The sequence below is a fragment of the Streptomyces qaidamensis genome, assembly GCF_001611795.1.
Lineage (GTDB): Bacteria > Actinomycetota > Actinomycetes > Streptomycetales > Streptomycetaceae > Streptomyces > Streptomyces qaidamensis.
Genome location: NZ_CP015098.1, coordinates 8,288,394 through 8,313,002 on the forward strand (window position 1 = coordinate 8,288,394; position 24,609 = coordinate 8,313,002).

At 69.3% G+C, this 24,609-nt stretch carries 25 protein-coding genes and 1 pseudogene; 8 read left to right on the top strand and 18 right to left on the bottom strand.

The features are described 5' to 3' along the window. Positions 1-7: 7 nt before the first annotated feature. The 3 genes and pseudogenes from A4E84_RS36335 to A4E84_RS45555 all read right to left on the bottom strand — a co-directional run. The gene (locus tag A4E84_RS36335; protein WP_159029657.1) at positions 8-1,429 is read right to left on the bottom strand and encodes an ABC transporter substrate-binding protein; all 1,422 of its coding nucleotides are present in this window, start codon (positions 1,427-1,429) and stop codon (positions 8-10) included. Positions 1,430-1,772: 343 nt separating this feature from the next. Next, a complete protein-coding gene (locus tag A4E84_RS44985) occupies positions 1,773-2,657 on the bottom strand; it encodes a rhamnogalacturonan lyase family protein (RefSeq protein ID WP_062930619.1) in 885 nt (294 codons plus the stop codon). 247 nt (positions 2,658-2,904) lie between these two features. Then, a pseudogene (locus A4E84_RS45555) lies at positions 2,905-3,270 on the bottom strand (rhamnogalacturonan endolyase family protein); the annotation flags it as partial. 263 nt (positions 3,271-3,533) lie between these two features. Between A4E84_RS45555 and A4E84_RS36345 the strand changes: the two are divergent. Continuing rightward, positions 3,534-4,562, top strand: coding sequence for a LacI family DNA-binding transcriptional regulator (locus A4E84_RS36345; RefSeq protein ID WP_335340848.1), 1,029 nt, complete (start codon positions 3,534-3,536; stop codon positions 4,560-4,562). Positions 4,563-4,693: 131 nt separating this feature from the next. Here A4E84_RS36345 and A4E84_RS36350 read toward each other — a convergent pair whose 3' ends face one another. Continuing rightward, entirely contained in the window at positions 4,694-5,146 is a 453-nt protein-coding gene (locus tag A4E84_RS36350) for a hypothetical protein (RefSeq protein WP_062930621.1), read from the bottom strand. Positions 5,147-5,730: 584 nt separating this feature from the next. Between A4E84_RS36350 and A4E84_RS45915 the strand changes: the two genes are divergently transcribed. Further along, positions 5,731-6,117, top strand: a complete 387-nt coding sequence (locus A4E84_RS45915) for a transposase family protein (RefSeq protein ID WP_418082277.1) — start codon at positions 5,731-5,733, stop codon at positions 6,115-6,117. Here A4E84_RS45915 and A4E84_RS43140 read toward each other — a convergent pair. From A4E84_RS43140 to A4E84_RS36360, 3 genes are all read right to left on the bottom strand, one after another. After that, entirely contained in the window at positions 6,075-6,665 is a 591-nt protein-coding gene (locus A4E84_RS43140) for a hypothetical protein (RefSeq protein WP_159029658.1), read from the bottom strand. The genes A4E84_RS45915 and A4E84_RS43140 overlap by 43 nt on opposite strands. Positions 6,666-6,908: 243 nt before the next feature. Beyond that, positions 6,909-7,694: an ABC transporter permease gene (locus tag A4E84_RS36355; protein WP_062930622.1), complete on the bottom strand. Its 786-nt coding sequence runs from the start codon at positions 7,692-7,694 to the stop codon at positions 6,909-6,911. Further along, the gene (locus A4E84_RS36360) at positions 7,687-8,631 is read right to left on the bottom strand and encodes an ATP-binding cassette domain-containing protein (RefSeq protein WP_062930623.1); all 945 of its coding nucleotides are present in this window, start codon (positions 8,629-8,631) and stop codon (positions 7,687-7,689) included. Before A4E84_RS36360 ends, A4E84_RS36355 begins: the two co-directional genes overlap by 8 nt. A gap of 461 nt (positions 8,632-9,092) precedes the next feature. Between A4E84_RS36360 and A4E84_RS36365 the strand changes: the two genes are divergently transcribed. Then, entirely contained in the window at positions 9,093-10,346 is a 1,254-nt protein-coding gene (locus A4E84_RS36365; protein ID WP_062930624.1) for a sensor histidine kinase, read from the top strand. Continuing rightward, positions 10,337-10,984 (top strand): response regulator, encoded by a 648-nt coding sequence (locus tag A4E84_RS36370; RefSeq protein WP_062930625.1) that lies wholly within the window; start codon positions 10,337-10,339, stop codon positions 10,982-10,984. The genes A4E84_RS36365 and A4E84_RS36370 overlap by 10 nt, the downstream gene beginning before the upstream one ends. 415 nt (positions 10,985-11,399) lie before the next feature. On the opposite strand, the gene A4E84_RS36375 is transcribed toward A4E84_RS36370, so the two are convergent. Next, positions 11,400-12,017 (bottom strand): TetR/AcrR family transcriptional regulator, encoded by a 618-nt coding sequence (locus A4E84_RS36375; protein ID WP_062930626.1) that lies wholly within the window; start codon positions 12,015-12,017, stop codon positions 11,400-11,402. Positions 12,018-12,121: 104 nt separating this feature from the next. On the opposite strand from A4E84_RS36375, the gene A4E84_RS36380 reads away from it, so the two are divergent. Then, complete coding sequence (locus A4E84_RS36380) at positions 12,122-13,462, top strand: carboxylesterase/lipase family protein (protein ID WP_079129256.1); 1,341 nt, start codon at positions 12,122-12,124, stop codon at positions 13,460-13,462. A 67-nt stretch (positions 13,463-13,529) separates the two neighbouring features. Here A4E84_RS36380 and A4E84_RS43795 read toward each other — a convergent pair whose 3' ends face one another. From A4E84_RS43795 to A4E84_RS36430, 10 genes are all read right to left on the bottom strand, one after another. Next, positions 13,530-13,859: a hypothetical protein gene (locus A4E84_RS43795; protein WP_079129257.1), complete on the bottom strand. Its 330-nt coding sequence runs from the start codon at positions 13,857-13,859 to the stop codon at positions 13,530-13,532. A gap of 31 nt (positions 13,860-13,890) precedes the next feature. Further along, complete coding sequence (locus A4E84_RS36390) at positions 13,891-14,271, bottom strand: MarR family winged helix-turn-helix transcriptional regulator (protein ID WP_213084220.1); 381 nt, start codon at positions 14,269-14,271, stop codon at positions 13,891-13,893. Between the two features lie 159 nt (positions 14,272-14,430). After that, a complete protein-coding gene (locus A4E84_RS36395; RefSeq protein WP_062930629.1) occupies positions 14,431-14,889 on the bottom strand; it encodes a hypothetical protein in 459 nt (152 codons plus the stop codon). A 2-nt stretch (positions 14,890-14,891) separates the two neighbouring features. Further along, the gene (locus A4E84_RS36400) at positions 14,892-16,490 is read right to left on the bottom strand and encodes an acyl-CoA synthetase (RefSeq protein WP_237305055.1); all 1,599 of its coding nucleotides are present in this window, start codon (positions 16,488-16,490) and stop codon (positions 14,892-14,894) included. 48 nt (positions 16,491-16,538) lie between these two features. Then, entirely contained in the window at positions 16,539-17,375 is an 837-nt protein-coding gene (locus A4E84_RS36405) for an SDR family NAD(P)-dependent oxidoreductase (RefSeq protein ID WP_062930630.1), read from the bottom strand. Then, complete coding sequence (locus A4E84_RS42610) at positions 17,372-18,229, bottom strand: alpha/beta fold hydrolase (protein ID WP_062930631.1); 858 nt, start codon at positions 18,227-18,229, stop codon at positions 17,372-17,374. The genes A4E84_RS36405 and A4E84_RS42610 overlap by 4 nt, the downstream gene beginning before the upstream one ends. A 12-nt stretch (positions 18,230-18,241) precedes the next feature. Continuing rightward, positions 18,242-18,817, bottom strand: coding sequence for a 3-phenylpropionate/cinnamic acid dioxygenase subunit beta (locus A4E84_RS42615; RefSeq protein ID WP_062930632.1), 576 nt, complete (start codon positions 18,815-18,817; stop codon positions 18,242-18,244). 59 nt (positions 18,818-18,876) lie between these two features. Next, entirely contained in the window at positions 18,877-20,073 is a 1,197-nt protein-coding gene (locus tag A4E84_RS36420; protein ID WP_062930633.1) for an NAD(P)/FAD-dependent oxidoreductase, read from the bottom strand. Continuing rightward, positions 20,070-20,411: a non-heme iron oxygenase ferredoxin subunit gene (locus A4E84_RS36425; protein ID WP_062930634.1), complete on the bottom strand. Its 342-nt coding sequence runs from the start codon at positions 20,409-20,411 to the stop codon at positions 20,070-20,072. The genes A4E84_RS36420 and A4E84_RS36425 overlap by 4 nt, the downstream gene beginning before the upstream one ends. After that, a complete protein-coding gene (locus A4E84_RS36430; RefSeq protein ID WP_079129258.1) occupies positions 20,408-21,760 on the bottom strand; it encodes an SRPBCC family protein in 1,353 nt (450 codons plus the stop codon). Before A4E84_RS36430 ends, A4E84_RS36425 begins: the two co-directional genes overlap by 4 nt. 101 nt (positions 21,761-21,861) lie before the next feature. Here A4E84_RS36430 and A4E84_RS36435 point away from each other — a divergent pair, with 101 nt between their 5' ends. From A4E84_RS36435 to A4E84_RS36445, 3 genes are read left to right on the top strand one after another with little or no spacing between them, the layout of a single operon-like run. Beyond that, positions 21,862-22,860, top strand: coding sequence for a zinc-binding dehydrogenase (locus A4E84_RS36435; RefSeq protein WP_062930635.1), 999 nt, complete (start codon positions 21,862-21,864; stop codon positions 22,858-22,860). Then, the gene (locus tag A4E84_RS36440) at positions 22,857-23,804 is read left to right on the top strand and encodes a 3-carboxyethylcatechol 2,3-dioxygenase (protein ID WP_062930636.1); all 948 of its coding nucleotides are present in this window, start codon (positions 22,857-22,859) and stop codon (positions 23,802-23,804) included. Before A4E84_RS36435 ends, A4E84_RS36440 begins: the two co-directional genes overlap by 4 nt. Continuing rightward, positions 23,801-24,604 carry a 2-keto-4-pentenoate hydratase gene (locus A4E84_RS36445; RefSeq protein ID WP_079129259.1) on the top strand — a complete coding sequence of 268 codons (804 nt, stop codon included), beginning with the start codon at positions 23,801-23,803 and terminating at the stop codon, positions 24,602-24,604. Before A4E84_RS36440 ends, A4E84_RS36445 begins: the two co-directional genes overlap by 4 nt. Positions 24,605-24,609: the final 5 nt, after the last annotated feature.

The following is a 24,609-nucleotide window of genomic DNA, read 5'->3' on the forward strand; positions in this document are numbered from 1 at the left end:
GCGGTCACTAGCCGATCTGGTCCTTGCCTTGCTGCAAGAGCTTGTTGATCTCATCGGTGATCGCCTTGCCTGCGGCCTCGACGGTGACCTCGTTCTTGATGGCCCGCAGAAGGTGCTTGTTGAGTACGGGGTCCCATGCGGTGGCGCCGCCGATGTAGGGAGAGTCGGGCAGTTGCTCGGCGTACTCCAACTCGGCCTGCTGCGTCTGATAGACCTGCTTCTGGTACGGCAGCTCCTGAGGCATCATCTCCAGCTGCGATTTCAAGGCCGGAATGCCCCAGCCGCTCTTGGCCCGGTCCTCCGACGGCTTCCCGGCCATGAAGTACTCCATGAGCTTCCAGGCCTCGTCCTTGTGCTTGGCCTTCGCGGGGATGTAGGCGCCCCAGCCCGCGTACGTCGGACTGATCCGCTTGTCGCCCATCACCGGTGCAGGCGCCATCGCGATGTTGTTCTTGATCTCGTCGGACTCTTCGACGAAATTGCCGCCGTACCAGTAACCGTCTTGGGTGATCGCCATCCGCTTGGCGAGGAACAGCGACAGGTCTGCGCCGTCCGGCGCCGGGTCGAGGGAGGTGGGACCGACGCCGGCCTTGGCGAAGTCGACGTACCACTTCAGCGCTCGCAGGGCCTGCGGCGTGGTCATATCGGTCTCGGTCAGGTCCGAGCTGTAGACCTCGCCGCCCTGCTGGAGAATCATCATCGAGAGCGGCGCGTACAGGTTCCATGCCCATTCCAGGCCGAGGCCGTAGACCTGAGTCTTGCCGCCGCTCTTCTTGGTCAGCTTCTTCCCGATCTCCAACAGCTCGTCGTAGGAGATCGGCTCGGTCGTGCTCAGCGGCTCGATCTTGGCCTCTTTGAACAGCGCCCGGTTGTACCAGAGCGTCGCGTCCTGGCTCCAGTCCTTGACGAGCCCGTAGTACGGGCCACTGCCGATCTGCTTGCCGTCCCACCGAAAGCTGTCGTTGACAGGCAGCAGGCTTTCCTTGTTCAACACGCTGCTCTTGTCCAGGTACTGGTCCAGCTCGGTGGCCAACCCCTGTGCATTGGTCCGCGCACTGCCGACGGCCGGCCCGCGCACGAAGTCCGGTGGCTCGTTCGAGGCGAGCATCGCGTTGAGCCGGGTGCCGTCGTGCGCAATAAACCTGATCTTGATATCGGGGTTCTTGGCCTCGAAGTCGGCGATCTGCTCCTTCGTCAGTTCGTTGGCCATGTACATAACGGTCAGGACGGTCTTGCCGTCGCCGGACTCCGTGCTGGCGTTGCAGGCTCCGAGCAGCGGCACTGATAACGCGCCACCGGCCGCAAGCGCCGAACTGGTGAGGAAGCGGCGCCGGCTGATGTGTTGGCCTGCCGGCGGCCTGGGGAACTGGCTCACGGCGCCGGCCGGAGCGGCGCCGATCAGCTGGGTGCGGCGGGGAAGCTGGGGCACGAGCACTCCACTCGAAGGGCGTGTTGAAACGATTTAACATTTGGGACTCGGAAGCTAGCCTCACGCCCGAATAGTGTCAATACAAACGGTTAAACTTTCGATTGCTTGCGCCTGTTGGCCGGCCCCGTACAGCAGCGCCGTGGCGGCGACCGATGTGATCCCGTTGCCGGCGGTGAAGTGACGGGAGGAGCTGCAGAGCAGCTCATCGCGCGGAACCGGGCGGAGAAGCGTGAGCAGGTGCCACGCTGTGTCGGCGGCTGTGGTGAGACTCGCGGCCGTCTTGACGTGCGCCAGGTCATCACAGATGCCCTCTACGAACGCGAAGCACGCCCCGGGTCGGCGATCAGGGCCCTCGCCGCGGCAACCTGAGGCCTATGGCGGCAAGGAGGTCGGGGAGCTCATCACCGATGGTGTGCAACCACCGGAACGCCGCCCGACCCCGGCACCGGCGCGCTGCTGACGGTCCACGGACCGCACGGCCCGGTCCGTGGTTCGGGTCGATGTCACCGGCCATGCCGCGCCCCACGTCCGCGACGGAGCCGTAGTGCTCCCAGATGAGCTCGCCGGTCGCGGCGTCGTGGTAGTACTCGTGCAGGCCGCTGGGGAGGTCCTGCTGCACGCCGTATCCCTCCAGGCCCGGTCGCGACGGGTCCATGTCGGCGATGTGGAAGCGGTCACCGTGGACGATGCCCTGGCCTCCCATCGAGTAGAGCAGTGAACCGTCACCGTCCAGGACGAACCCGATCTCGGCGAACTCGTTGTCGCTGTCGCTGTCCACGTCGAGGCAGCGGCTGTTGTGCCCGTCGGGGTGGTTCCGGTTGCGCAGCCACTTCCACTGCATGTCGACGTTGCTGCCGTCGAAGCTCCAGGCAGTGACCATGAGGTTGAACCCGCCGTTGCCGACGCGGTTCTTCATGTAGCTGACCAGGCTCGGTGTTTCGCCGTCGAGATAGCAGGCGGCGAACCGGGCGTACATCGGGCCGTCCGAGATGTAGTCGGTCGGGACCGGGGCCGACGAGCGAAGTGCGCCGGTCTGGCCGTCGAGGATGGCGATGAACTGTTCGGTGTCGTTGTCGTGGCTGAAGGTGACGCCGTCGGCGATCCGCACGGCGACCTCGGAGCGGCCGTCGCTGTCGAAGTCGTAGACGGTGACGCCGTCGTTGTGTCCGATGTCGATCGTGGCCGATCCGCCCTCGATGTTGTTCTGATCGGTGCTGTTCGGCCCCATGTCGACCTCCCACAGGAAGTCGCCTTCGCTCGGCCTCGATGCTCTGCGGGGAGGTCTGGCGGTCGATCACGTAGTCGTACTCGCCGTCGCCGGTGAGGTCGCCGACCCACACGAACTGGATCCGGCCGCCGTCGCGCAGCGGGACGCGGACCACCGGTTCGTCGACGGCATCGCCGTCCAAGGTGAATGCGCCACTGGGCTCGCCCTCTTTGCCGTCGACCACGGGCGTGACCCGGTAGCTGTTGGACTGCGAGAGGTCGGCACCGGAGTCGACGAAGTTGGTCCCATCGGTGAGGACGTCGTCGTTGTTTTGGGACCAGTCGCCGTTGCCGGTGGCGCGGTAGACGTTGAAGCCGATGTTCTCTGGGTCCAGGCCGAGCAGCCGCCAGGAGACCAGGACGTCGCTCTCGCCGGAGCGCACGGCCACCACGCCGCGCCCCAGGTTCTCCATCGGACGCGCGGCCGCCGCGGTCGTGCCCTGAGCCGTACCGGTGCCGGGGGAGGCGGTGCCCAGCTGCGAGAGGCCGACGACGAGGATCATCGCCCCGGCCGCCGCCACCGCGGTGGAACCTGCCCGGCGTAACCCGCTCCGACGTCTGTGCCGGTGCTCCATGGGAGGTCCTCGTGCTCGTATACGTGCGGAGTCTCAGCGCATGTTGAACCGTTTACACGGGGCGCGATGCAAGCACTGTGAGGAGGGCATGTCAAGAGCGGTGTGTTCCCGCCTCTCTCGTGCTTGACGTGTCACATCGATCGGCTCATCATCGAGTTCAAACGGTTAACACGCTGAGGCAATAAAACGGGATGCAGGGAGGTCGGATGCCGCGTCGGATCGCTTCCGGCGACGGAAAGCCCCGCCCTGCGACGATCAAGGACGTGGCCAGACATGCCGGCGTCTCGGTCGCCACCGTCTCGCGCATCCTCTCCGGTACGTACCCCAACGCCCCTGCCACGCGCAGCAAGGTCATGCGGGCCGTGCGCGAACTCGACTACGTGCCCAACGCCCACGCCCGGGGACTCGCGGGTGTGCGGCCCAAGAGCGTGGCCATCGTGGTCAATTCCGTCATCTCCCCGCACTACGCACATGTGGCGCAGGGGGTACACGAGGAGGCCGCGCGTGCGGGCCGGCTCTGCATTGTCGGCACCACCGGCGGAGATCTCGAACGCGAGCTGGCCGCGATCCAGTTGATGCGCGAAGAGCACGCCGAAGCGGTCATTCTCGTGGGAAACGTCAACCCCGACGAGGCCTACCGCGAGCGCATGGCCGGCTATGCCCGCGCACTGGCCGCGGCCGGCTCGCAGCTGGTGCTGTGCGGCCGCCCGCCGCTGGGCCCCGACGTACCGGCCATCGTGGTCGAGTACGACAACACCGGGGGCGCGTTCGCCGCTACCAGCCACCTGCTCTCGGCGGGCCACAAGCGCATCCTGTTCCTCGGCCGGCGGTCCGGGTACACGACGCCGGAGAGCCGGGTCGCCGGTTACCGTGCCGCCCTGGCCGCGCACGGCGTACCGCATGATCCCGGGCTGGAGGTCGACGGCGCGAGAATGGTGCGGCGCGAGGGCTACCGCATGATGCGCGAGCGACTCGACGCAGGGCCACGGGACTTCACCGCCGTCTTCGCCAGCAACGACCTGATCGCCGCGGGCGCGCGCGAGGCGCTGCGAGAGCGCGGGCTGCGCATTCCGGAGGATGTGTCGATGGTCGGATTCGACGACCTCCCCCCGGCCGCCGACATCGACCTCACCACCGTTTACATCCCGCACGAGGAGCTGGGGCGCACCGCCGTGCGGCTCGCGCTGAAGAGCGAGACACCCGGGGCCTCCGAGCACGTCCTGCTGGGCACGCACATCGTCGTCCGCGACTCGGTCTGCCCCAACGTGGGCGAAGCCTCAGGCCCGGACTAGAAGGGTTCACCCGATGAGCCGGCGTCCCACTGCCATGTTCGCCATGGATGCACCGAATCTGCCGCAGCTCTTCCCGCCGGACCTGCTGGCCCGGCTGCGGGAGCTGCTCGACATCGACTCCGCGGGCGTAGTCACCGATTTCGGCGACCCCGCGCTGCGCTCCCGACTGACCCGAGTGGAGGTGCTGGTGACGGGCTGGGGATGCCCGCATCGGGTCCGCAGCGACGGGGCAGGAGATCCCACGCCACCACGGTGGCGTGGAGTTGGCCTCCCGCGCCCTGGAACGCCTTGACCGCGAAGTTCCAGACCGCCGCCCGGTCCCCGACCAGGTCGACGAAGTACGCACCACCCCCGTGGATCACGGCCTGCCCGGACGCCCGGCCGTCGGGAGGCAGAACGACGGTCTCGTGCTGGGGGCGGGCAGCTGGGAAGGTGGTGTCACTTCCCGTGCCGGCCAGCAAGCCGCACCAGGCTCCCACATCCGGATCGCTGTAGTGCCAGCTGCCCCGGTAGTCCGCGTCGTTGGTGGCCGTGCCGCACAACTGGTAGTTGGCGAGCCAGAAGGCCCGCAGTTCGGCGGCCATACTGCGGCGGTAGTCTGCTGCACGGTCCCCGTGATCTGCACGTCCGCCTCAGGGAACCAGGTGTTGTCGATCCGCTCCCAAGTACGTCTGATCGCCTCGACAGCGAGCCTCTCCTCGAGGAAGGAGGCGAAGATGAAGGCGCCGTATGGGCGTCGGTCGGTGATCGTGCCCTTCAGAAGCTGGCCTCCCGGGTCGTGAAGGAACCGCTTGAGTTCCGATGCGTACCGCTGCCGTGCCGCCGCGTCCACGTTCGAGTCGTCGCGCAGCGCCTGGCGCGCGCCCCATTCCGCGGTGGCCTCCATCCACGCGAGCAGCTTCCGCACGTTCAGCACCGCATCGAAGTCGATGGTTGTACTGCATCACGTGGAACAGCGAATGCCGGGCCAGGTAGGGGCTCGCACACTCCCGATGGGGGTTCCGATCCACTCTCTGTGGAGCCGTGACTGGGCGTCACGGGTGCCTGGAAGGAAGGGTGTTGGTGTGACTTCAGCGTGCTCTGGGCCGCCTTCTCCCATCTGTCGACGCTGACGGTGGAGGAGGTTGTGGTGGACGAGGGCGTGATGACCTTTTCGGCGCGTACCGCGATGCGGCAGGCCGTTTGTCCGGGGTGCGGGACGGTGTCGGGGCGTGTCCACGGCGGGTACCGGCGGCGCTTGGCGGACGTGGCGGTGTCCGGGCACCGGACCGTGATCGACCTGCTGGTGAGCCGGTTCATATGCCCAGCCCGGGACTGTGACCGCTGGACCTTCTCGAGCAGGTCGACGGGCTCACCGAGCGGTTCGCCCGGCGCACGGCTTCGCTGCACCGGGCGCTGGAGAAGATCGCGCTGGTCCTCGGGCGCCCGGCGGCCCGGCTGGCGACTGCGGGGGAGATGGGCTCGCCGAACAGGAAAGAGGCGGATACGGGGACGTTGCCCGGCGAGGAAACCTCAGCTTCGTCTGCTGGTGGTAAACGGCTCAGATGCAGTTTGACCAGCGAAAACAGCTCCGATCGCCACAAGCTGCGGACGGCTGGCCCGGGTATGGTCCGGATCTTGGTTCGAAGGTTCGTGGTGATGAGCGCTGCTCGCATGTTGCGCTGGTACGACGATGACGGCCTCGGCACTGCTTCGAGACGCGACGGCGGTCGTCCCCGGCCTGCGCGACCGTACTCTGGGCGACGACGAACGCGCCAAGGCCAGGGTGTAGACGTGGTCCTCCTGGTGCGCGAAGTTGCCCGGGTAGCGCTTGGCGTGGAAGGCGTGCAGCTGGTTGATGCCTTCCACAGACTTCTGCGTCTTGGGGTGGTGGGGGCCGTAGTGCCACCACACGAGGTTGTTGCGGATGGTGCACACCAGGGGCGGCCGTTCGTTCTGAGCACAGACGTCTTTGAGAATGCTGATCCCTCGGCGGGTCTGCCGGCGGCTGAGTCCGCATACTGCGGCGAGTTCGAGAAGGGGCATGCCAAGGGGCGCGGTTTGGAGCAGAGCGGTGCGGACGAGGGCGGCGTGGCGCTCCGCGGTCGGGGAGCGCTTGTCCACTGCTATTCACCCCGCAGGAGGCGGGTGAGTTCGTCGTCCATGTCGACCTCGCCGGTGTCGACGGCGGTTCTCGATCCGGTCGAGGGTCGCGCGGACGCGGGCGACGTTCTCGTGGACGATCCTCGGCGGCACCGTCTGGACCACCGACCCCGGCGGACATCATCTCGGTCTGGCCTCGCGCCGCTGGTACCACCACAGACGTCAGGCCCGGAGCGATGCTCCAGGCCCTTCGTCGTCGTGGGACTACGCGTCGCGCTTCTTGAACTGGATCCAGGCGGCACCGATGATCAGGGCTGCGAAGGCCGCGAACACGCCACCCGAGGCCCAGCGGTCGAAGAAGTCGATGTCCGGAGCTGCGGGACCGAAGTTCGCCGGGCTGGTCAACATCAGCTCCTCGCCGGCGGTGAACGGCAGGAACTTCACGGCCGGCGCCAGCCATTGCAGGGCCGGGACCATGGTGAGCCCGACGATCAGGGTCTCGATGATCAGCGGCATCAGGAAGATGACCACCAGTGCCGAGGGCACGCCGCGGAACAGCAATCCCAGGCCGAGCCCGGTCAGTGCGTAGACGAGGTTGTAGGCCAGGTATCCCAGCAGCGCCGAGCGTACGGGGTCGTCGAACAGACCCGGGACCTCGCCCCAGAACACGAGTACCAGGGTTGCGTTGATCGCTATCGACACCAGCGTGGCCACGGCGGTCAGCGCCGTGACGGTCAGGATCTTCGCCAGGAGCAGGCGCGAGCGCTGCGGAAGCGCGGTCAGGGTCGGCTGGATCGTGCCGTGCCGGTACTCGTGGCCGGTCGCGAAGATACCGACCACGGCCATGAACACCGCCAGGAACGGGATCACGAAACTCGCCCCGCCGTTGACACTGAGGTTCACGGCGTCGGCATGGAGCGGCTCGTCGCTGGCGCCGAGGCCAAGGACCAGCGGGATCACGGCGGAGGCCACCAGACCGGAGCAGACCATCCAGTAGGTCGAGCGGAGCGTGCGCAGCCGCGTCCATTCGAATCTGAGCGCATCAAGCATTCTGGGCACCTTCGGGGGTCTGAGCGGTCTGGATGGGCTTTTCGGCGACGAACTGCTCCGCGGCGCCGGTGGCGGACATGAAGGCCTCCTCGAGCGAGGCCGAGCGGCTGGAGAGCTCCGTGAGCTCGATGCCCTCGGTGAAGGCAAGGTGCCCGACCATGCCGATCTCCACTTCCGAGACGACCAGTTCGCCGTCGTCGCCCTTGGTGACGCTCGCGCCCTTGGCTTCGAGGGCGGGGACGAAGGCGTCGGCAAAGGGGCTGCGCACGATCACCGTGGACGTGGTGAACTCGCGGACGAACTGGTCGACGTCGCCGTTGAAGATCATGTGACCGCGGCCGATGACGACCAGCTCGTCGGCCATCAGCTGCATCTCCGAGAGCAGGTGGCTGGAGACGAAGATGGTGCGGCCCTCGGCGGCCAGGCTCTTGAGCAGATCGCGCATCCAGTGGATGCCGTGCGGGTCGAGGCCGTTGGTCGGCTCGTCCAGCATCAGCGTGTGCGGGTCGCCCAGCAGCGCCTGCGCCAGGCCGAGGCGTTGTGACATGCCCAGCGAGTAGCCCTTGGGTTTCTTGCGCTTGGCCGAGCCGAGCCCGACCAGGTCCAGGACCCGGTCGATCCTGGCGTTGGCGATGCCGTTGGCGGAGGCGAGCATCTTCAGGTGGTTGCGGGCCGAGCGGGTGGGGTGGAACTGCTTGGCCTCCAGCAGGGTGCCGACGTGGTTCATCGGCCGACGGATCGAGGCGAACCGCTCACCGTCGAACAGGGTCTCGCCCCCGCCGTGGTCGAGGCCGAGCATCAGCCGCATGGTGGTGGACTTCCCCGAGCCATTGGGACCGAGGAAGCCCGTGACCACCCCTGGCCGGACCTCGAAGGACAGATCGTCCACCGCGACCGTCTTCTCGTATCTCTTATGCAGGCCTTTCGCGGAGATCATGGTGTTCCTATCTGAAGAATTTGAACGAGTGAAGGCGTTCGTCGTCATGTGGCCGGCTCGGCCGGTGGTCGGCCCGGGACCTTCGGGAAGGCACCTGCCAGAGCCCCGATCCAGCCCCCGGTGCGCCACGCCGCCCGGCGCGCTCGTGACCGGCAGCAACAACCTAGGAGTCGAGCCAGGGGAGCAGACATCCCGCGCGCACACCAGTGCGGGATGGTGCAGGCACCACCGTCGGCCGAGGACTGTCAGGCTCGCACCGGTAGGTGGGCTTCAACGGCACAACGAAGAGCGCTGGATCGCCTTCACCTCATGCGATCCCCACCGATGCCGGAGCCGCGGTGACGGGCCGGCCCCGGCCACGTCACCGGTACCGCGCCGTTGCCAGAGGTAGCGCCGGCCCCACCCCGAACCGGCATGCTTGTCGGATCATCCGCCGACAACCCACCGCCTAATATGCGGGCATGCCCCCGAAAGCGCGCCGAGTCGGCGCCTTCACCCTCTACTCGCTGTCCACCTTCCCCTTGGCCTTGATCAGCGTGACCCTGATCATCCCCGTCCTGGGACTCGGCGTGGTCACGTCGGTCATCGGCATCGGACTGCCGGTCCTGGCGCTCGCCCTGCGGATCGCACGCGGATTCGCCGAGGTCGAGCGCCGCGCCCTGCCGGAAGTCCTGGGCCATTCCGTGGCTCGGCCGATGTACAACAAGCCTGCCGCGGGATCCGGTGTCTTCCGGCGAAGCATCACCCCGCTTTTCGGCGGCCAGTACTGGCTGGACCTCCTGTACGGAATCGTGATCCTTCCCGTATCCGTGATCATGTTCGCGATCACCGCGGTGTGGTGGTGGGTGACGCTGTCCACGCTCACCTGGCCGCTGTACGGATGGATCATCCACGAGGCGGTGGGCCTCGAGAACCTGCAGAAGCTTCCCAAGCTGGTCGGGGTGGAGAACTACCTGTTTGCGTCAGCGTTCTACGTGACGATCGGCGTGCTGTTCGCCCTCGCGCTGCCGTTCGTCGTGCGCGGCGCCGCCCTGGCAAGGGCGAACCTGGGGCGCGTCCTGCTGACGGCGGTCGGCGAGTTGCACGAGCGTATCGCTGACCTGTCCGAGGGGCGGGCCGCCGCCGCCTCGGCCGAGGCGGGCGCGATGCGGCGCCTGGAGCGCGATATCCACGACGGGCCCCAGCAGCGGCTCGTGCACCTGGCCATGGAGCTGTCGCGGGCGCAGCGCCAGCTCGCCAAGGACCCGAACGCGGCACAGGCCACCATCACGGGCGCCATTTCCGAGACTCGGGAGACCCTGGAGGAGCTACGCACGCTGTCGCGCGGGATCGCGCCCCCGGTGCTCACCGACCGCGGGTTGGCCCAGGCCCTGGCGTCCCTGGCGGCCCGCAGCCCGGTGCCGGTGGAGCTGGACGCCCCGGTCCCGGACCGCTTCTCCGCCGCGGTGGAGAACACCGTGTACTTCGTGGCCGCCGAAGCCTTGACCAACGTCGCCAAGCACAGCCGCGCCGACTCCGCGCGCCTCACCCTGTCCCGGACCGCGAACCGGCTGATCCTGACCCTGTCCGACAATGGCATCGGCGGCGCCCACCTGGCCAAGGGGCACGGCCTCACGGGGCTGGCCGACCGCGCCAGGTCGGTCGAGGGCGATTTCGTGGTGCACTCCCCCGAGGGAGGCCCGACGGTGGTGGTGATGGAGGTCCCGTGCGGGTAGTGGTCGCCGACGACGCCGTGCTGATCCGTTCAGGGCTGGTCCGGCTGCTGGAGGAGTTCGAGTTCGAGGTGGTCGCCGAGGTGGGCGACGGCGACAGCCTCGTCTCTGCGATGGTCGAGCACCGCCCGGACGTCTCGGTGGTGGATGTGCGGATGCCCCCCTCGTTCACCGACGAGGGCCTGAAGTCCGCGGTTGCGGCACGCAAGCGGGTTCCCGGTGCGCCGGTGCTGATCCTGTCGCAGTATGTGGAGGTCTCCTATGCCGAGGATCTGCTGGCCGACGCCAGGGGAGCCGTGGGCTACCTGCTGAAGGACCGGGTGGTGGACGTCGACGAGTTCATTGACGGGCTGCGGCGGGTCGCCGCCGGGGGGACGGTGTTCGATCCGCAGGTAGTGGCTCAGCTGATGGTTCGGCGCCGTGGCAACGACCCCCTGGCGGCGCTGACCGCGCGGGAGCGGGAGGTGCTCGCGCTCATGGCCGAGGGGCACTCCAACCAGGCCATCGCGCGCAAACTCGTGGTGAGCGGCGGCGCGGTGGAAAATCACGTCCGCAGCATCTTTGCCAAGTTGGGCCTGTACGTCGAGGACACCGACCACCACCGCCGGGTGCGCGCGGTGCTGGCCTACCTGCGTTCCTGAGCGCCCATGGCGGGGATGCCGCCTTTGTCGTGCTCGGAAGCGTGAGCGAAGGCCTCGCCGGCGGCGGTGATGGTGCGCGTGACCGCGCTCGCCGGGTCGTTTCGTCGTTTGGGCCGTCTCCCGCTCACGTTATCCCGCGTTACACCATGTGTTGGCTGAGGGCTTCGTACGGTCAGTAGCGCAGGCGAGCGGTGTCTGCGTCGATACGGACGATGCGCTCCTCGAACAGTGCCATCGGCTGGCTGTCGTCGTCGGGGATCAGCGTCGGCCCGACCATGATGGGTGCCGCCGTCCGGGTGCGCGCCGCGTCGTCAGGGATCTGATCGCCGACGGGCGGTGGCGCGAGGGCGACGCGACACCCTCATCGTCTTCGACATCGGATACGACGCCCCGTGCATGGCTCTGCTTCTTTCCCTCAGCGGTTTGACCTGGTGTGGCTGTCGGGTGGTGCTGAGCGGGCGCCGGCCAGTACCAGGTCCACGAGTCGACTCACGTAGGCGTGCCCTGCGGGCTGGTCGCGTTGCATGATGCGCAGGTGGAGGGGGCCGGTCAGGGCTTCGAGGAGGAACTCGGGGTTGCTGTCCGGTGGGAGGTCGCCGCGGTCTATGCCGCGTTGGACGAGGATGCGGGCGCGGTCCAGGCGGGCGGTCCAGAACTGGTTGCGGAGTTGGACGGACTGGGGCTCGTCGTCCGCTGCGGCGAGGGCGAGGCGGGCGAGCGACTGGCCCGTGGGCGTGGTGAGGAACCCGGCGAGCGCGGTGAAGAAGGTGGTCAGGTCCTCGTGCGTGGAGCCGGTGTCAGGCAGGGGCAGTTCCGTGTCCAGGCGGTCCGAGAGGGCTTCGAGGATCAGGTTGGTCCGGGTGCCCCACCGCCGGTAGACCGAGGTCTCGTGCACACCGGCACGGGCGGCGATCTCCGCGATACGGGTGCCCGCCAGGCCCTCGGTGGCCAGGAGTTCGGTGGTGGCCTTGAGGACGGCTCGGTGTACGGCCGCGCCACGGCGGTGCGCGGGGGCCGGGCGCGGTGGTGTCATACCTCCCATTATCGCAAGCGCACTTGCGATAAACCACCACGGCGAGCTTCACTGGGTTCTATCGCAAGTCGACTTGCGATGGACGCGACCTGCGGAGGCTGCTGATGCTCATCACGGCGAAGACCACCAGCGGCGTGCTGCGTGGCCGGGTCGAAGACGGTACGACCGTCTTCCGAGGCGTGCGCTACGCCACCTGCGAGCGGTTCGGCCTGCCCCGCCCGGTGCCCGCCTGGAGCGGAGAGAGGGACGCCACGGCCGACGGCCCGATCGCCCCGCAGCGGCCGTCCCGGCTGGAGCCGGTGATGGGCGTCCCCGAGCCGCACGAACAGGGCGAGGACTGCTTGAACCTGACCATCACCACCCCCGGCGTCGACGACCGGTCCCGGCCGGTGCTGGTGTGGTTCCACGGCGGTGCCTGGGTTTCGGGCGCCGGTTCCTGGAAGTTCTACGGTGGCCACCGGCTCGCCCGCGAGGGAGACGTGGTCGTCGTCTCCGTCAGTTACCGGCTTGGCGTGCTTGGCTATCTGCGCGCACCGGGGATCTCCGAAGGCAATCTGGGCCTGGCCGACCAGCTCGCCGCGCTGCGGTGGGTGCGCGAGAACATCTCCGCGTTCGGCGGCGACCCGGACGCGGTGACCGTGGCCGGCCAGTCCGCCGGCGCCCACACTGTGCAGTGTCTGCTGGGCATGCCCGACGCCGAGGGACTGTTCCGCCGGGCCGTCGTTCAAAGTTCCCCCGCCGCTCTCGGCCTCGGGAGCGCCCGCAGCGCCCGGAAGGCTGCCGAACGGTTCCTCACCCGGCTCGGCGCAGACCCGCGTACCGTCCCCGTCGCCGATGTCCTGGACGCCCAGACCGCGCTCGCGCGAGAAGCGGCAGGCAGACTCGGGCTCCGTGCGGTCCCCTTGTTCAGGCCGGTCGCCGGAGTCGGCCCGCTCCCGGACGCAGCACGCTGGGCCGCATGTCTGGCAGGCCGAGCTCCAGGTCTGGACGTCATCATCGGCACCACCGGGCGGGAGATGAGCGCCTTCTACGCCCTGAACCCGATGCTGCGCCGCCTGCGCCGCATCCCGGCACTGGGTGCGGCGACTGCCGACGCTGTGGAACGGGTCGCGGGTACGGCCCTCTTCGACCGTCCCTCCCGCCGCCTGGCTGCCCGGCTGACCGAGGCGGGTGCCCGCGTGTGGACCTACCGCTTCGACTACGCCGCCCCCGCCTCCCTCTTCGGCGCCACCCACTGCATCGAACTGCCCTTCCTGTTCGGCACCGACGCCGACTGGACCACCGCCCCGATGCTCGCCGGCGCCGACCCGCACGACATCGACACCCTGGGCCGAGCCCTGCGCACCGCCTGGCTCAGCTTCATCCGCACCGGCACCCCGAGCACCGACACCCCCTGGCCGCCGTTCACGGCGGCCGCCCCCGCCGTGCGCCACTGGCACCCCTGAGGGCACCAGACAGTGCGGCCGGAACGCAGGACCGCTCAACCGGGGGGCTCTCCGTCAAAGGAAGTGGTCACCGAAGCCGAACAGCTCGCCGCGCGCCGCCGGCGATGCTGCCTCTGTGGCCTGCTTCCATCCGATCGCCAAAGCCACCCAGGCAGGTCACGCTCGAGCGAAGCCGAGAGTGGGCGAGCCCCTTCCACGCCATGCGCTGGTTGTCGTCCGGCGAGGAAGCCATGACGCCGCCGCGCCGGGAGCCGTCTTCCGTCGACACCTCGAGTTCGGCATACAGGCCGGCCCTGCGGATCGCACCCGCCAGCTCCAGGCCGAGCATGTGGTGCTCCCACGACTCGTTCGACAGGTTCAGGCTGGTTCGGTGACGACGCGGGGCTTTTTCGTCCAAGGTGATCGTGACGTGCCGGCTGCTCGCGCGGTCACCCCGGTGTGCCGTCTTTGCGCAGGGTGACCGGTCTGCTGAGGGGGCCTGCGGGTTGCACCTGATGTATCGCGTCGGTCACCTGACCGAGCAGCGCCTGCAGTTGGGTGGAGTCCTTGGCGCCGAGTTTCTCGGTGATCTGCTGTTCGATCTCCGCGATCACGGAGTCGGCCTTGCGCAGGGCGTCGCGGCCGGCGTCGGTGAGGTGGAGTTCCTGCACGTGTCGGTGGCGCGGGTGCGGCCGGCGTTCCAGTTGGCCCCGGCCCTCCAGGCGGGCCACCGCCTGCGGGGTGACGTTGAGGCGGCGGGCCAGTTCCGCTCCGGCCAGGCCGGGATCGACGTGGACGGCGATGAGCAGGGAATAGTGTGCCGCCGCCATGCCCAGCGAGCGCAGGTGTTGTCCCCCGCCCCTTCGCCCGGATGCAGAGCCCTGCCCCCGTCCAGGGCTGAGGAGGACCGGGCGACGAGGCGACCCGTCCGCACCGGGAACAGCCGCTCAACTGCGGAATCTGCCGATGCCGAGCCAAGCCCCGGCTCGTCACGTTCCCGGTACGTGATCCAGGTCCATGTCCGTGACGGTGACCCAGTCGGGTTCGGCCACCAGCAGGCTCAGCTGCTCGTCCTGGAGATCGACGTCGACGGCGTACCGGAAGCCGGTCGCCTCAGCGGCCTCGACACCAGCCCGGTCGCCCTCCGTCACGGCATAGACCACCCGGCGGCAGCCGGGATCTGCTGCCCGGACGGCGCGTACCAGCGGCCGGAGGATTTCCGGCAGGTTCTCGGCTCGCAGGCCGGTGTGGATCAGCAGTTCCACGTCCCGGGCACCGACCGGATAGGCGTCGCGGAGCCGGCCGGCAGCGCAGCGTTCCACTGCGACGACGGCCTCGCCGTTCGGGCCGCGCAGGCGCAGACTGCCCGTGAAGCGCGTCCACGACTCCACGGTGGTCTGCCAGGGGCCGGGGACGTCGAGCGCGGGCAGGGCCGGGACGGTGAGCATCGTCAGTTCCCCTCGTCGGCCAGCCGCCGGACGCCGGCCTTGTCCAGCTTTCCGGAGGCGTTCCTGGGGACAGCCGGCACGATCCTCAGGCGTCGGGGCAGCTTGTAGCGGGCGAGCTGTCCGGCCGCGTACTCGTGTACGGCCTCCAGGGTGATCGCCGCCGTGTCGTCCACGCTCATGACGGCCTGTACGGTCTCGCCCCACTGCGCGTCGGGAATCCCTACGACGGCGACATCGACCACACCCGGCATGGAGGCCAGCACCCGCTCGACCTCCGCCGGGTAGACGTTCTCACCCCCGCTGATGATCATGTCCTTGAGCCGGTCGACGATATACAGGTAACCGTCCTCGTCGAGGTAGCCGATGTCGCCCGAGTGGAACCAGCCCTCCTCGTCGAAGGCCGCGCGGTTCGCCTCCGGGGTGTTCCAGTAGCCGGCGGTGACGTTGGGGCCGCGGACGACGATCTCGCCCGGCTCCCCGGGCCGCAGGGGCGTGTTGCTGGCCGCGTCGACAACCCGGACTTCGGTGAACGGCATGGGGATGCCCGCGGAACCGATCTTGTCAAGGGTGCGCTCGACCGGCAGATGGGTGGCGAACGGTGCGGTCTCGGTCAGCCCCCACGCCTGCTGGAGCAACACGCCCTGCCGGGCGTAGAACTCGATGAGCGAGGGCGGCACCGGCGCGCCCGCGACCACGATCGACCGCAGATGGCTCAGGTCCTCGTCGAACAGGCCGGGTTGTCTCGCCAGGGCGGCGAACATCTGGGCGACGCCGAACATGGAGTTGATCCGGTGGGCGACCAGGTCTTCGAGACACGTCTGCGGGTCGAACCCGCGTCTGATCACCACCGTGCCCCCACGCACCAGCGTGCGGAGCACGAAGCTGTTCAGGGCACCGATGTGGAACAGCGGAGCGGCGGCATAGGTGACGTCGCCACGACGTGTGTCGAGACGGAGCTCGACATTCACGGAGTTCCACCAGAGGTTTCCATGGGTGAGGACGACACCCTTGGGCGTGCCGGTGGTGCCGGAGGTGAACATCAGGATGGCCGGGTCATCGGCACCCTTGACGGCGATGGAAGCCGTGGGCGCTGCGGCTGCGATGGGGGGTGCCCATGGCTCCCAGCCCGATGCGCCAGCGGTCGGCACCTCGCAGTCGTCGTCCACCAGGAGGAAACGCGCGAGGGCGGTTTTGTCGCGTACTTTGTCGACGCTTTCCCGGTGTCCCTCCTCGCAGACGAGGGCGGTGGCACCGCTGCCGACGAGCACCGCCTCCAACTCGGCCTCGGCCAGCCGGAAGTTGACCGGGACGAAGACGGCCCCCAGCCGGTGCGCGGCGAGCAGCGTGACGAGAAAGGAACTGCTGTTGAGGCCGAGGTGGGCGACCCGGTCTCCGTCGCCGATGCCGCCGTCTGCGAGGACGGTGGCCAGGCGGGCGGCCTTGTCGTCGAGCTGGGTGTAGGTGAGGTCGCCGCCCGGATAGCGGACGGCGATGGATTCGCCCTGGAAGCGGGCGTTGCACGCGACGGCGGCGGCCGGGTTGAGGTCCACGTTCAGGCCCGAGTTGCATGGGTGCGGTGTCGTGGCTGATGGCGGGATCACGAGCGGCTCCTCGTTGAGCGTCGGAAATCGAGCGCGGGAGAACAGGCGTCAGAGGTGGTCGCCGCCGGCGGCACCGGCGAATCCGCGTACGCCTATGCCACCGTCGACGTTGATCGCGTGTCCGGTGATCGGACCGCTCTGGGCACGGGAGGCGAGCAGCACATAGGGCCCGGTGAAGTCACGTGGATCGGTGCTGGAGTCGTGCAGCGGGATGGGCGGCGGCGGGGTGTCCGGGCCCTGCTTGGCGAAGGACGCCGAGATCGACCGGTCGGCCAGCCCCAGTCCCTGTGGCCCTCGCAAGTCGGTGTTCATGCCGCCGCAGGCCACGCCGTTGACGCGGACCTTGGGTGCCAGCTCGTAGGCGAGTTCGCGCATCAGGCCCAGGCAGGCGTGCTTGCTCGCCGTGTAGAGGGGTCCGCCGCCGTTGACGTAGAAGGAGGCGTTGGAGAGCGTCATGACGATGCTTCCGCGCGTCTTGACCAGCTCGCGCCACGCGGCCTCCGCAGCGAGGACGTAGCCCTTGACGTTGACGGCGAAGATCTCGTCGAACGCCGTGTTCAGTTCCTGACCGCTGAGCCGGGTGAGCTGTCGCTGGTAGTCCCATACCCCCGCGTTCGCCACGAGGGTGTCGAGCTTTCCGAAGCGGTCGACGGCCTCGGCGACGGCGAGGTGCAGACTCCCGGAGTCGCGCACGTCGGCCACGACGGCGTGGATGCGCGAGGGGTCGGCGGCATCGCGTACGACCTCGTCCAGCCGTTTCTTGTCGCGGCCCAGGATCGTGACCGACGCGCCCTCGGCGAGGAAACGTTCGGCGACGGCACGACCGATGCCCGACCCGCCGCCGGTGATCAGGGCCGCGTCACCCTCCAGCCAGCCGCCCGTCATGACCGCTCCCCGAGGAAGCCGGTGACCAGCGCGTCGAACTCGCGCTGCCGCTCCAGCTGCACCCAGTGGCCGCACCGCCCGAACACGTGCAGCTGCACGTCACGGATCTGCTTGAGCATGAGCTGGGCACCTTCGAGGGTGATGGTCCGGTCGTCGCGGCCCCAGAGCAGCAGCGTGGGCGCCTTGATCTTGTGCAGGTCCCGCCACAGGGGGTCCATGCCACCCCGCTTGCCGAAGGCCGCGTTGTAGTGGTGGTAGAAGGCGATGTGGCTTTCGTCGAGCGAGGCCTCGTAACGGGCGCGGACGACGTCCTCACCGAACTGCCTGTGATCGAAGACCATGGTGCGGATGAACGCCGCCATCTTCTTCTCGCTCGGTCCGCCGCCGTTGTAGTAGCGGAACATCTCCTTCTGCCCTTCCGTGGGAGTCGGGCCGAAGGGGAGCCAGCCACCGCCAGGGGCCATCAGCACGAGCCGGGTGACACGCTCCGGGCGCTGCTGGGCCATGGCGAGGGCTGCGGCGCCGCCGAGACTGTTGCCCAGCAGGTGGAAGGTGTCGATGCCGAGCGAGTCGAGGGTCTGGTACAGCGCGTCCGTGGTGATCTCGGTGATGGACCGTGTCTCCAGGTCCGCCTCACCGGGACGGTAACTGGCGCCGAAGCCGGGCTGGTCGGGCAGGACGACGCGGAAGTGCCGGGCCAGGGCGGGGAGGTTCTGACGGTAGTTGCTGACGCCGGAGGCGCCGGGGCCGCCGCCGTGCAGCATCACCAGCACGGGTCCCTCGCCGGTCTCGGTGACGGCGATCTCACCGAAGGACGTGGCTACTCGGTGGTGTTTGAGTTCGAGGTCGGTCACAGCGGTGTCCCATCAGAAAAAGGTCGAGAGGTTCTTCGCCTGGAGGATGTTCTGGTCCAGGAGGATGGTCCGGCGGGCCACCCGAAGCCCGCCGTCCCCGACGCGCCGCAGGACGTCCGTGCGGCCGCCGGCGAAGACGTTCTCCTCGCGCTCCAGCCGGTTGCGGTAGACGAGGAAGGCCGAGCGCACCCACAGGTCGTCCTCGGTGAATCCGTCGTGCTCGGCGGGGTCGATGTGGCTGACCATCACGTTGGTGACCAGATGCCGGGTCCGGGAGGGAGGGTCCTCGGCCCAGGCCATCCCGGAGTCGAACCGGCGGATGCGCCAGGCGAGGCTCTCCTTGCTCTCGTCGTAGAAGGCCGCCTCGCCCCGCGCGGCCACGGACAGCGCCTGCTGCCGGCGCAGCCGGTTGCTGCGGGTGGGCATCCAGTAGTCGAGATCGTCGGCGAGCAGGTCGAGCCAGTCGGCGTAGCGGCCGTCGTCGAGGAGGGCGGCCTCCTCGTAGTAGAACTGCTCGACCTCGAAGTGGGTGTCTCGGTCGGCGCGTGCCCCCGCGCGTGACCGGATCTGCTCGGTGCCTGTGCTCACGGTGTCATTCGATCCTTTCTCGGACCCGGGTGATATGGCCTGTGCCGTCTGGCGGCACATCAGCCGCGCAGCAGGCCGCGCAGGTTCACGGCCGGGTCGGCCAGCCGGTCGGCGGCGACGCGGACACGGCGGTCGATCAGCCGGCGAGCGGCTCTGACGGCGGCCGGGTCGTCGACCGAGGCGGCCGCGACGACCAGCCCGTCCCTCAGACCGAAGACGGCGAAGGACGGGTCGTCGTAGGAGCCCCTGAGGACGGTCTGCGCGGCTGCCTCCATGTGCCCGACGGCCTCGATGTGGAGCCCGTGCCGGTCCGTCCAGAACCAGGGCGCGGCAGGCGCCGGGTCCGGGGCGCCGAGGAGGGTCGCCGCTGCCCTGGCACCGTCGTGCTGGGCTGCTTCCCAGTGCTCGGTGCGGGGCACTTGGCGCATCCGGGCAGGGTCGCCGACGGCGAGCACCGCCGGATTCGAGGTGACGTGACGCTCGTCGACGATGATGCCGCGGTCCACCTCCAGCCCGGCCGCCCGCGCCAGCTCGGTGCACGGCACCATGCCGACACCGAGCACCACCGCGTCGTAGAGCCGCGTGACTCCACCGAGCCCGACCTCGATGCCCTCGGGCCGGTCGACGAAGGACTCCACGGCGGCCTGTACGGCTGTGACCCGGTGGCGGGTGTGCAGTGCGTGCAGCCAGGCGGCCAGCTCCGGGCCGAGCGCGGCGGCCAGCGGCACGGCGACCGGGTCGACGAGGACGACCTCGCAACCGAGACGTACGGCGGTGGAGGCGACCTCGGCACCGATCAGCCCGGCGCCGACGACCAGCACTCTGGCACCGGGAGCGAGAGCCGGGCGCAACCTGTCGGCGTCGTCCGCCGTGCGCAGGACATGCACGCGCTCGCCACCGACACCCGGAACCGGGAGGCGGGCGGCGGCACCCCCCGTCGCGAGCACGACACGGTCGGCGCGCAGCAGGCGTCCGTCGCCGAGCTCGACGGCGCCGTCCCCTGGCCTCAGCGCGGTCACCGTCGTCCGGTTGATCAGCCGTACCCGCTGGTCGTCGTACCACCGGGAAGGCTGGAGGGCGATCTCCTTGACGTCCTTCGTGCCGGTCAGGAAGTCCTTCGACAGCGGGGGACGGTCGTAGGGGAAGTCCCCCGAATCGACGAGGGTGACATCACCGTCGAAGCCGCCCGCTCGCAGCGAGGCGGCCGTGCTCACGCCGGCGATGCCGCCGCCCACGATGACGACACGCTCGGTCACGGCGACTCCCCGGGGAAGAGGTAGACCTCGCCGTCACGGACCTCGACGCGGTGCGGGCAGGCGTTCTTCGTCGCGGGCAGGCCCTGGACCTCGCCGTTCTTCAGGCAGAACTTGCTGGAGTGCAGCGGGCATTCGACGAATCCGCCCTCCACCCAGCCATCGGCCAGTGAGGCGGTCTCGTGGGTACAGGTGTCGTCGAGCGCGTAGACACTGTCGTCGGTGTCGCGCAGCAGGGCGATGTCGTCGGCGGTGCCGGTGACCGCCTTGTCGATGGCGATGCCCTCGCCCTGGGGGATGTCGGCCAGGGCCGCTACGCGAATACCGCTGCCGTTGCTCATGCGTGGTGCTCCTCGTGCCAGGCGGGCGTGTTCATCAGTTCGCGCCAGCGTGCGTAGAAGGCCCGGCCGGCGGCGTCGCTGTAGAGCTCGCTGGTCCTGCCGGGGTGGCGGCCGTCCTCGCGTTCGCTGCCCATGCCCATCTGGTAGTTGAGAGCGACGCCGCCAGTGATGAATCCGTGCGAGATGGCCTGCACCTCGCTCCAGTTCTCACCGTCGTCCTGCTCGAAGATCCCGCTGGGTCCGAACGTCCGCAGGTTGTACAGGCGTTGGGCCTCACGGACCTCTTCGGGCATGGACTTGTCGACGATGGTCCAGGCCCACACCTCCATGCGGTCGGGGCCCTTGGGGTGCCAGACCCGGATGGATCCGTTGACCGGCAGGTAGGAGAAGTTGGGGAAGACGGTGGCGTGTCCGGTGGTCAGCGGTCCCTCGACGCGGGCCTCGCCGAGCCGCTCCCGCAGCGCGTCGTAGTCCGTCCACTCGTGCACGGTCTGGGCGTCGAAGCGGTTCTTGGGATGGACCGGGAAGCCGGCGCCGTGCCCGTTCGGGTCCACGTACTGGCGGCCGGTACGGTGCACGACCTCGTCCTTGGGCTTCCTGCCGGACGGCGAGAGGACCATGAGCGCCGAGGCGTGACTCATGTTGACGTGGTACCAGTCGGTGGCGAACTGCTCGGCGGCCAGCTTCCAGTTGCCCTCCAGGACCCACTTGTGGACTCCGCCGACGACGACCGTCCCCTGGTCGTCGTGGTCGAGCATCGCGTCCATGTACCAGGCCATGTCGCCGAGCGACTCCCGCAGCGGGACCGGGTCCGGATCCCAGGTGCCGAAGACCAGCCCGTGGTACGTCTGCACGTGCGGCACCTCGACGAGGCCCCACTGCCCCGTCTCGAAGGACTCCGGGTAGCCGTCCTTGTTGGGCACGCTGACCAGCGAACCGTCCAGGTTGTACGACCAGCCGTGGTAGGTGCAGGTGAAGTTGCGGGTGGTGCCGAAGTCGGCGCGGCAGACGCGGGCACCCCGGTGCCGGCAGGAATTGAGGTAGGCGCGGATACGCCGGTCACGGTCCAGCGTCACGATGACCGGGTCCTCGCCCATGTACGTCGTGAAGAAGTCGCCGGGCTTGTGGAACTGGTCGGTGTGCGCGAGGAACAGCCAGCTCGGCGCGAAGACGCGGCGCAGCTCCTGGCGGTACAGCTCCTCGTCGGTGAAGATGACGCGATCCAGCAGCCCGCCCTCAGCGTCGACGAGCCCGGATACGTCGATGTTCCGCGCCAGGTCCGCCGGACGCCGCAGCGCTCCGCGCGGGGCCGCCGTGGCCGCGCCCTGAGGTTCGATCGTCGAGGTCATGAGCCCAGGCAACAGCAGCGCCGCGGCCGGGTGCCATCCGTCGTTCCGTACGGCGGCACGCGCGCTGTCGGCAGGCGGCGGGCGCGGGGGAGCGTCAACGCATGCTTGCTGCCATCGCCATCTCCCAGAGCGCGACCGATCCGCTGTCGGGGCTCGTCCTCGGGGAAATCCTCAAGCCTGAGCCCCGCCCCGGCTGGTCGACCGTCCGTGTGGTCTCCTCGTCGCTCAACATGCACGACCTGTGGACCCTGCGCGGCGTCGGTCACCCGCCCGAGCGGCTGCCCATCGTCCTCGGCTGCGACGCGGCCGGCTATGACGAGAACGGCAACGAGGTGCTCGTCCACCCGGTGATCGCCGACCCGGACGCCGGTCTCGGCGACGAGACGCTGGACCCCGGGCGTGCTCTGCTGTCGGAGCAGCACCACGGGGCGTTCGCCGAATACCTCGCCGTCCCCACCCGCAACCTGATCCCCAAGCCGTCCTGGCTCACCTTCGACGAGGCGGCCTGTCTGCCGGTCGCCTGGGGCACCGCGTACCGCATGCTCTTCACCCGGGCGGGAATCCGCGCGGGCGACCGGGTCCTCGTCCAGGGGGCCGGGGGCGGCGTCGCGTCGGCCGCGATCAAGCTGGCCGTGGCCGCGGGCGCCGTCGTGTACGCCACCAGCCGCAGCGAGGACAAGCGGCGGCAGGCCGAATCCTGGGGCGCGCGCAAGGCCGTACCCACCGGCGAACGGCTGCCCGAGCGCGTGGACGTCGTGATCGAGACGGTCGGTGAGGCCACCTGGTCCCACTCCACGAAGTCGCTGCGTCCCGGCGGCACGATCGTCGTCGCCGGAGCCACCAGCGGGAAGAACCCGCCCGCCGACCTCGGCCGGATCTTCTATCTCCAGCAGCGCCTCCTCGGCTCGACCGGCTGCACCCGCGGCGAACTGGTCTCGCTGCTGAAGCTGATGGACGCCACCGGCCTGCGCCCGGTCGTCGACCGCACGCTGCCGCTGGACGAGATCCACAAGGGCTTCCAGCTCATGATCGACGGGCGGCTCACCGGCAAGCTCGTCATCCATCCCCCCGCCCCGCACGAGCAAGGAGCCCCGCGATGACCGCCGCCGCCGTCGGCCTGTCCCACTCTCCCCTCATCGGCAGGAACGACCCGGCCCCGGACGTCCTGGCGGCCGTCGAGGACGCCGTCGAGACGGCTCGCTCCTTCGTCCGCGCCTTCGACCCCGACCTGGTCGTCCTGTATGCCCCGGACCACTACAACGGCTTCTTCTACAAGGAGATGCCTCCGTTCTGCCTGGCCACCGAGGCGAACGCCGTCGGCGACTTCGGCTCCGCCGCCGGCGCCCTCTCCGTCGACACCGACGCCGCCCGCTCTCTGGCCCGCGGGGTTCTCGACCGAGGAGTCGACCTGACCGTCTCGGCCCGGATGACCGTCGACCACGGCTTCGTCCAGCCGCTGGAAGTCCTCTTCGGCGGCATCGACAAGGTGCCGGTCGTACCGGTGTTCGTGAACGGTGTGGCCACCCCGCTCGGCCCGGTCAGCCGTATCCGGGCACTGGGGACCGCGATCGGCGAAGCGGCCGCCGTACTGGACCGCCGTGTGCTGTTCCTCGGCTCCGGCGGGCTCTCCCACGACCCGCCCGTCCCCGTGCTCGACGGCGCCCCGCCCCGGGTCGCCGACGCCCTCATCGAGGGGCACCCGCCCACACCCGAGCAACGGGCCCGGGGCGAGGAGCGGGTGATCCAGGCAGGCCGCGACTACGCCGCCGGCTCGACCCGCATGGTGCCCATCAACCCCGCCTGGGACAACCTCGTCCTGGACACCCTGGAAAGCGGCCGGCTCACCGACGTGGACGCCTGGACCGTGGAGTGGATGGGCGCCGAGGGCGGTGGCTCGGCCCACGAGGTCCGCACCTGGATCGCGGCCTTCGCGTCCCTTGCGGCGACCGGCTCGTACCGCACGACTTCCCGCTTCTACGCACCGATCCCCGAATGGATCGCGGGCTTCGCCGTGACCACAGCAGAACAGGAACCGAACCGATGACCGAACGCGAACGAGCCATCACCCTCGCGACGGACAGGCTGACGACTGCAGCACTCGAGCGGGAACCCTGCGCCCCGGTCCGCGATCTGCTGGGCGCCGGCGACATCGACGCGGCCTACGAGGTCCAACGCCGTCTCACCGCCCGCCGACTGGCCGACGGGGCCGTCCGCACCGGCCGGAAGATCGGCCTGACCTCGCCGGCCGTGCAGAAGCAACTCGGCGTCGACCAGCCGGACTTCGGCGTCCTGTTCGCCGACATGGACGTCTCCGCCCTCGCCGCGGTGCCCACCGCACGGCTGCTCCAGCCGAAAGTCGAGGCGGAGATCGCCTTCCTCCTCGCCACCGACCTGGACGGGGACGATCTCGACCTGGCCGCCGTCCGCGCCGCGGTCGCCTACGCGGTGCCCGCCCTGGAGATCGTGGACAGCCGCGTCGCCGACTGGGACATCACCATCACGGACACGGTCGCCGACAACGCCTCCAGCGGCCTGTACGTCCTCGGCGAGTCCCGTCTCCCGCTCAAGGCGTTCGAGCCCCGTGAGGCGACCATGCGGATGTACGTGGACGATGTCCTCGTCTCCGAGGGCACCGGCACCGCGTGTCTCGGCGATCCCCTGAACGCCCTGCTGTGGCTGGCCCGTACGGCGCGCGCCTACGGCGACCCGTTGCGGGCCGGCCAGGTCGTCCTCTCCGGCGCGCTCGGCCCCATGGTCAGCGTCGCCCCAGGCGTCACCGTCCTCGCGGAGATCTCCACCCTGGGCACCGTCACCGCCGCGTTCACCGACAAGGAGCCGTCATGACCGCC

Coding starts and splice junctions, on each gene's coding strand:
- A4E84_RS44985 (WP_062930619.1), bottom strand. CDS start 2,657: ATGGGGCCGAACAGCACCGATCAGAACAACATCGAGGGCGGATCGGCC.
- A4E84_RS36350 (WP_062930621.1), bottom strand. CDS start 5,146: ATGGCCGCCGAACTGCGGGCCTTCTGGCTCGCCAACTACCAGTTGTGC.
- A4E84_RS45915 (WP_418082277.1), top strand. CDS start 5,731: ATGCGGCAGGCCGTTTGTCCGGGGTGCGGGACGGTGTCGGGGCGTGTC.
- A4E84_RS36355 (WP_062930622.1), bottom strand. CDS start 7,694: ATGCTTGATGCGCTCAGATTCGAATGGACGCGGCTGCGCACGCTCCGC.
- A4E84_RS36360 (WP_062930623.1), bottom strand. CDS start 8,631: ATGATCTCCGCGAAAGGCCTGCATAAGAGATACGAGAAGACGGTCGCG.
- A4E84_RS36365 (WP_062930624.1), top strand. CDS start 9,093: ATGCCCCCGAAAGCGCGCCGAGTCGGCGCCTTCACCCTCTACTCGCTG.
- A4E84_RS36375 (WP_062930626.1), bottom strand. CDS start 12,017: ATGACACCACCGCGCCCGGCCCCCGCGCACCGCCGTGGCGCGGCCGTA.
- A4E84_RS36380 (WP_079129256.1), top strand. CDS start 12,122: ATGCTCATCACGGCGAAGACCACCAGCGGCGTGCTGCGTGGCCGGGTC.
- A4E84_RS36390 (WP_213084220.1), bottom strand. CDS start 14,271: ATGGCGGCGGCACACTATTCCCTGCTCATCGCCGTCCACGTCGATCCC.
- A4E84_RS36395 (WP_062930629.1), bottom strand. CDS start 14,889: ATGCTCACCGTCCCGGCCCTGCCCGCGCTCGACGTCCCCGGCCCCTGG.
- A4E84_RS36405 (WP_062930630.1), bottom strand. CDS start 17,375: ATGACGGGCGGCTGGCTGGAGGGTGACGCGGCCCTGATCACCGGCGGC.
- A4E84_RS36425 (WP_062930634.1), bottom strand. CDS start 20,411: ATGAGCAACGGCAGCGGTATTCGCGTAGCGGCCCTGGCCGACATCCCC.
- A4E84_RS36430 (WP_079129258.1), bottom strand. CDS start 21,760: ATGACCTCGACGATCGAACCTCAGGGCGCGGCCACGGCGGCCCCGCGC.
- A4E84_RS36435 (WP_062930635.1), top strand. CDS start 21,862: ATGCTTGCTGCCATCGCCATCTCCCAGAGCGCGACCGATCCGCTGTCG.
- A4E84_RS36440 (WP_062930636.1), top strand. CDS start 22,857: ATGACCGCCGCCGCCGTCGGCCTGTCCCACTCTCCCCTCATCGGCAGG.
- A4E84_RS36445 (WP_079129259.1), top strand. CDS start 23,801: ATGACCGAACGCGAACGAGCCATCACCCTCGCGACGGACAGGCTGACG.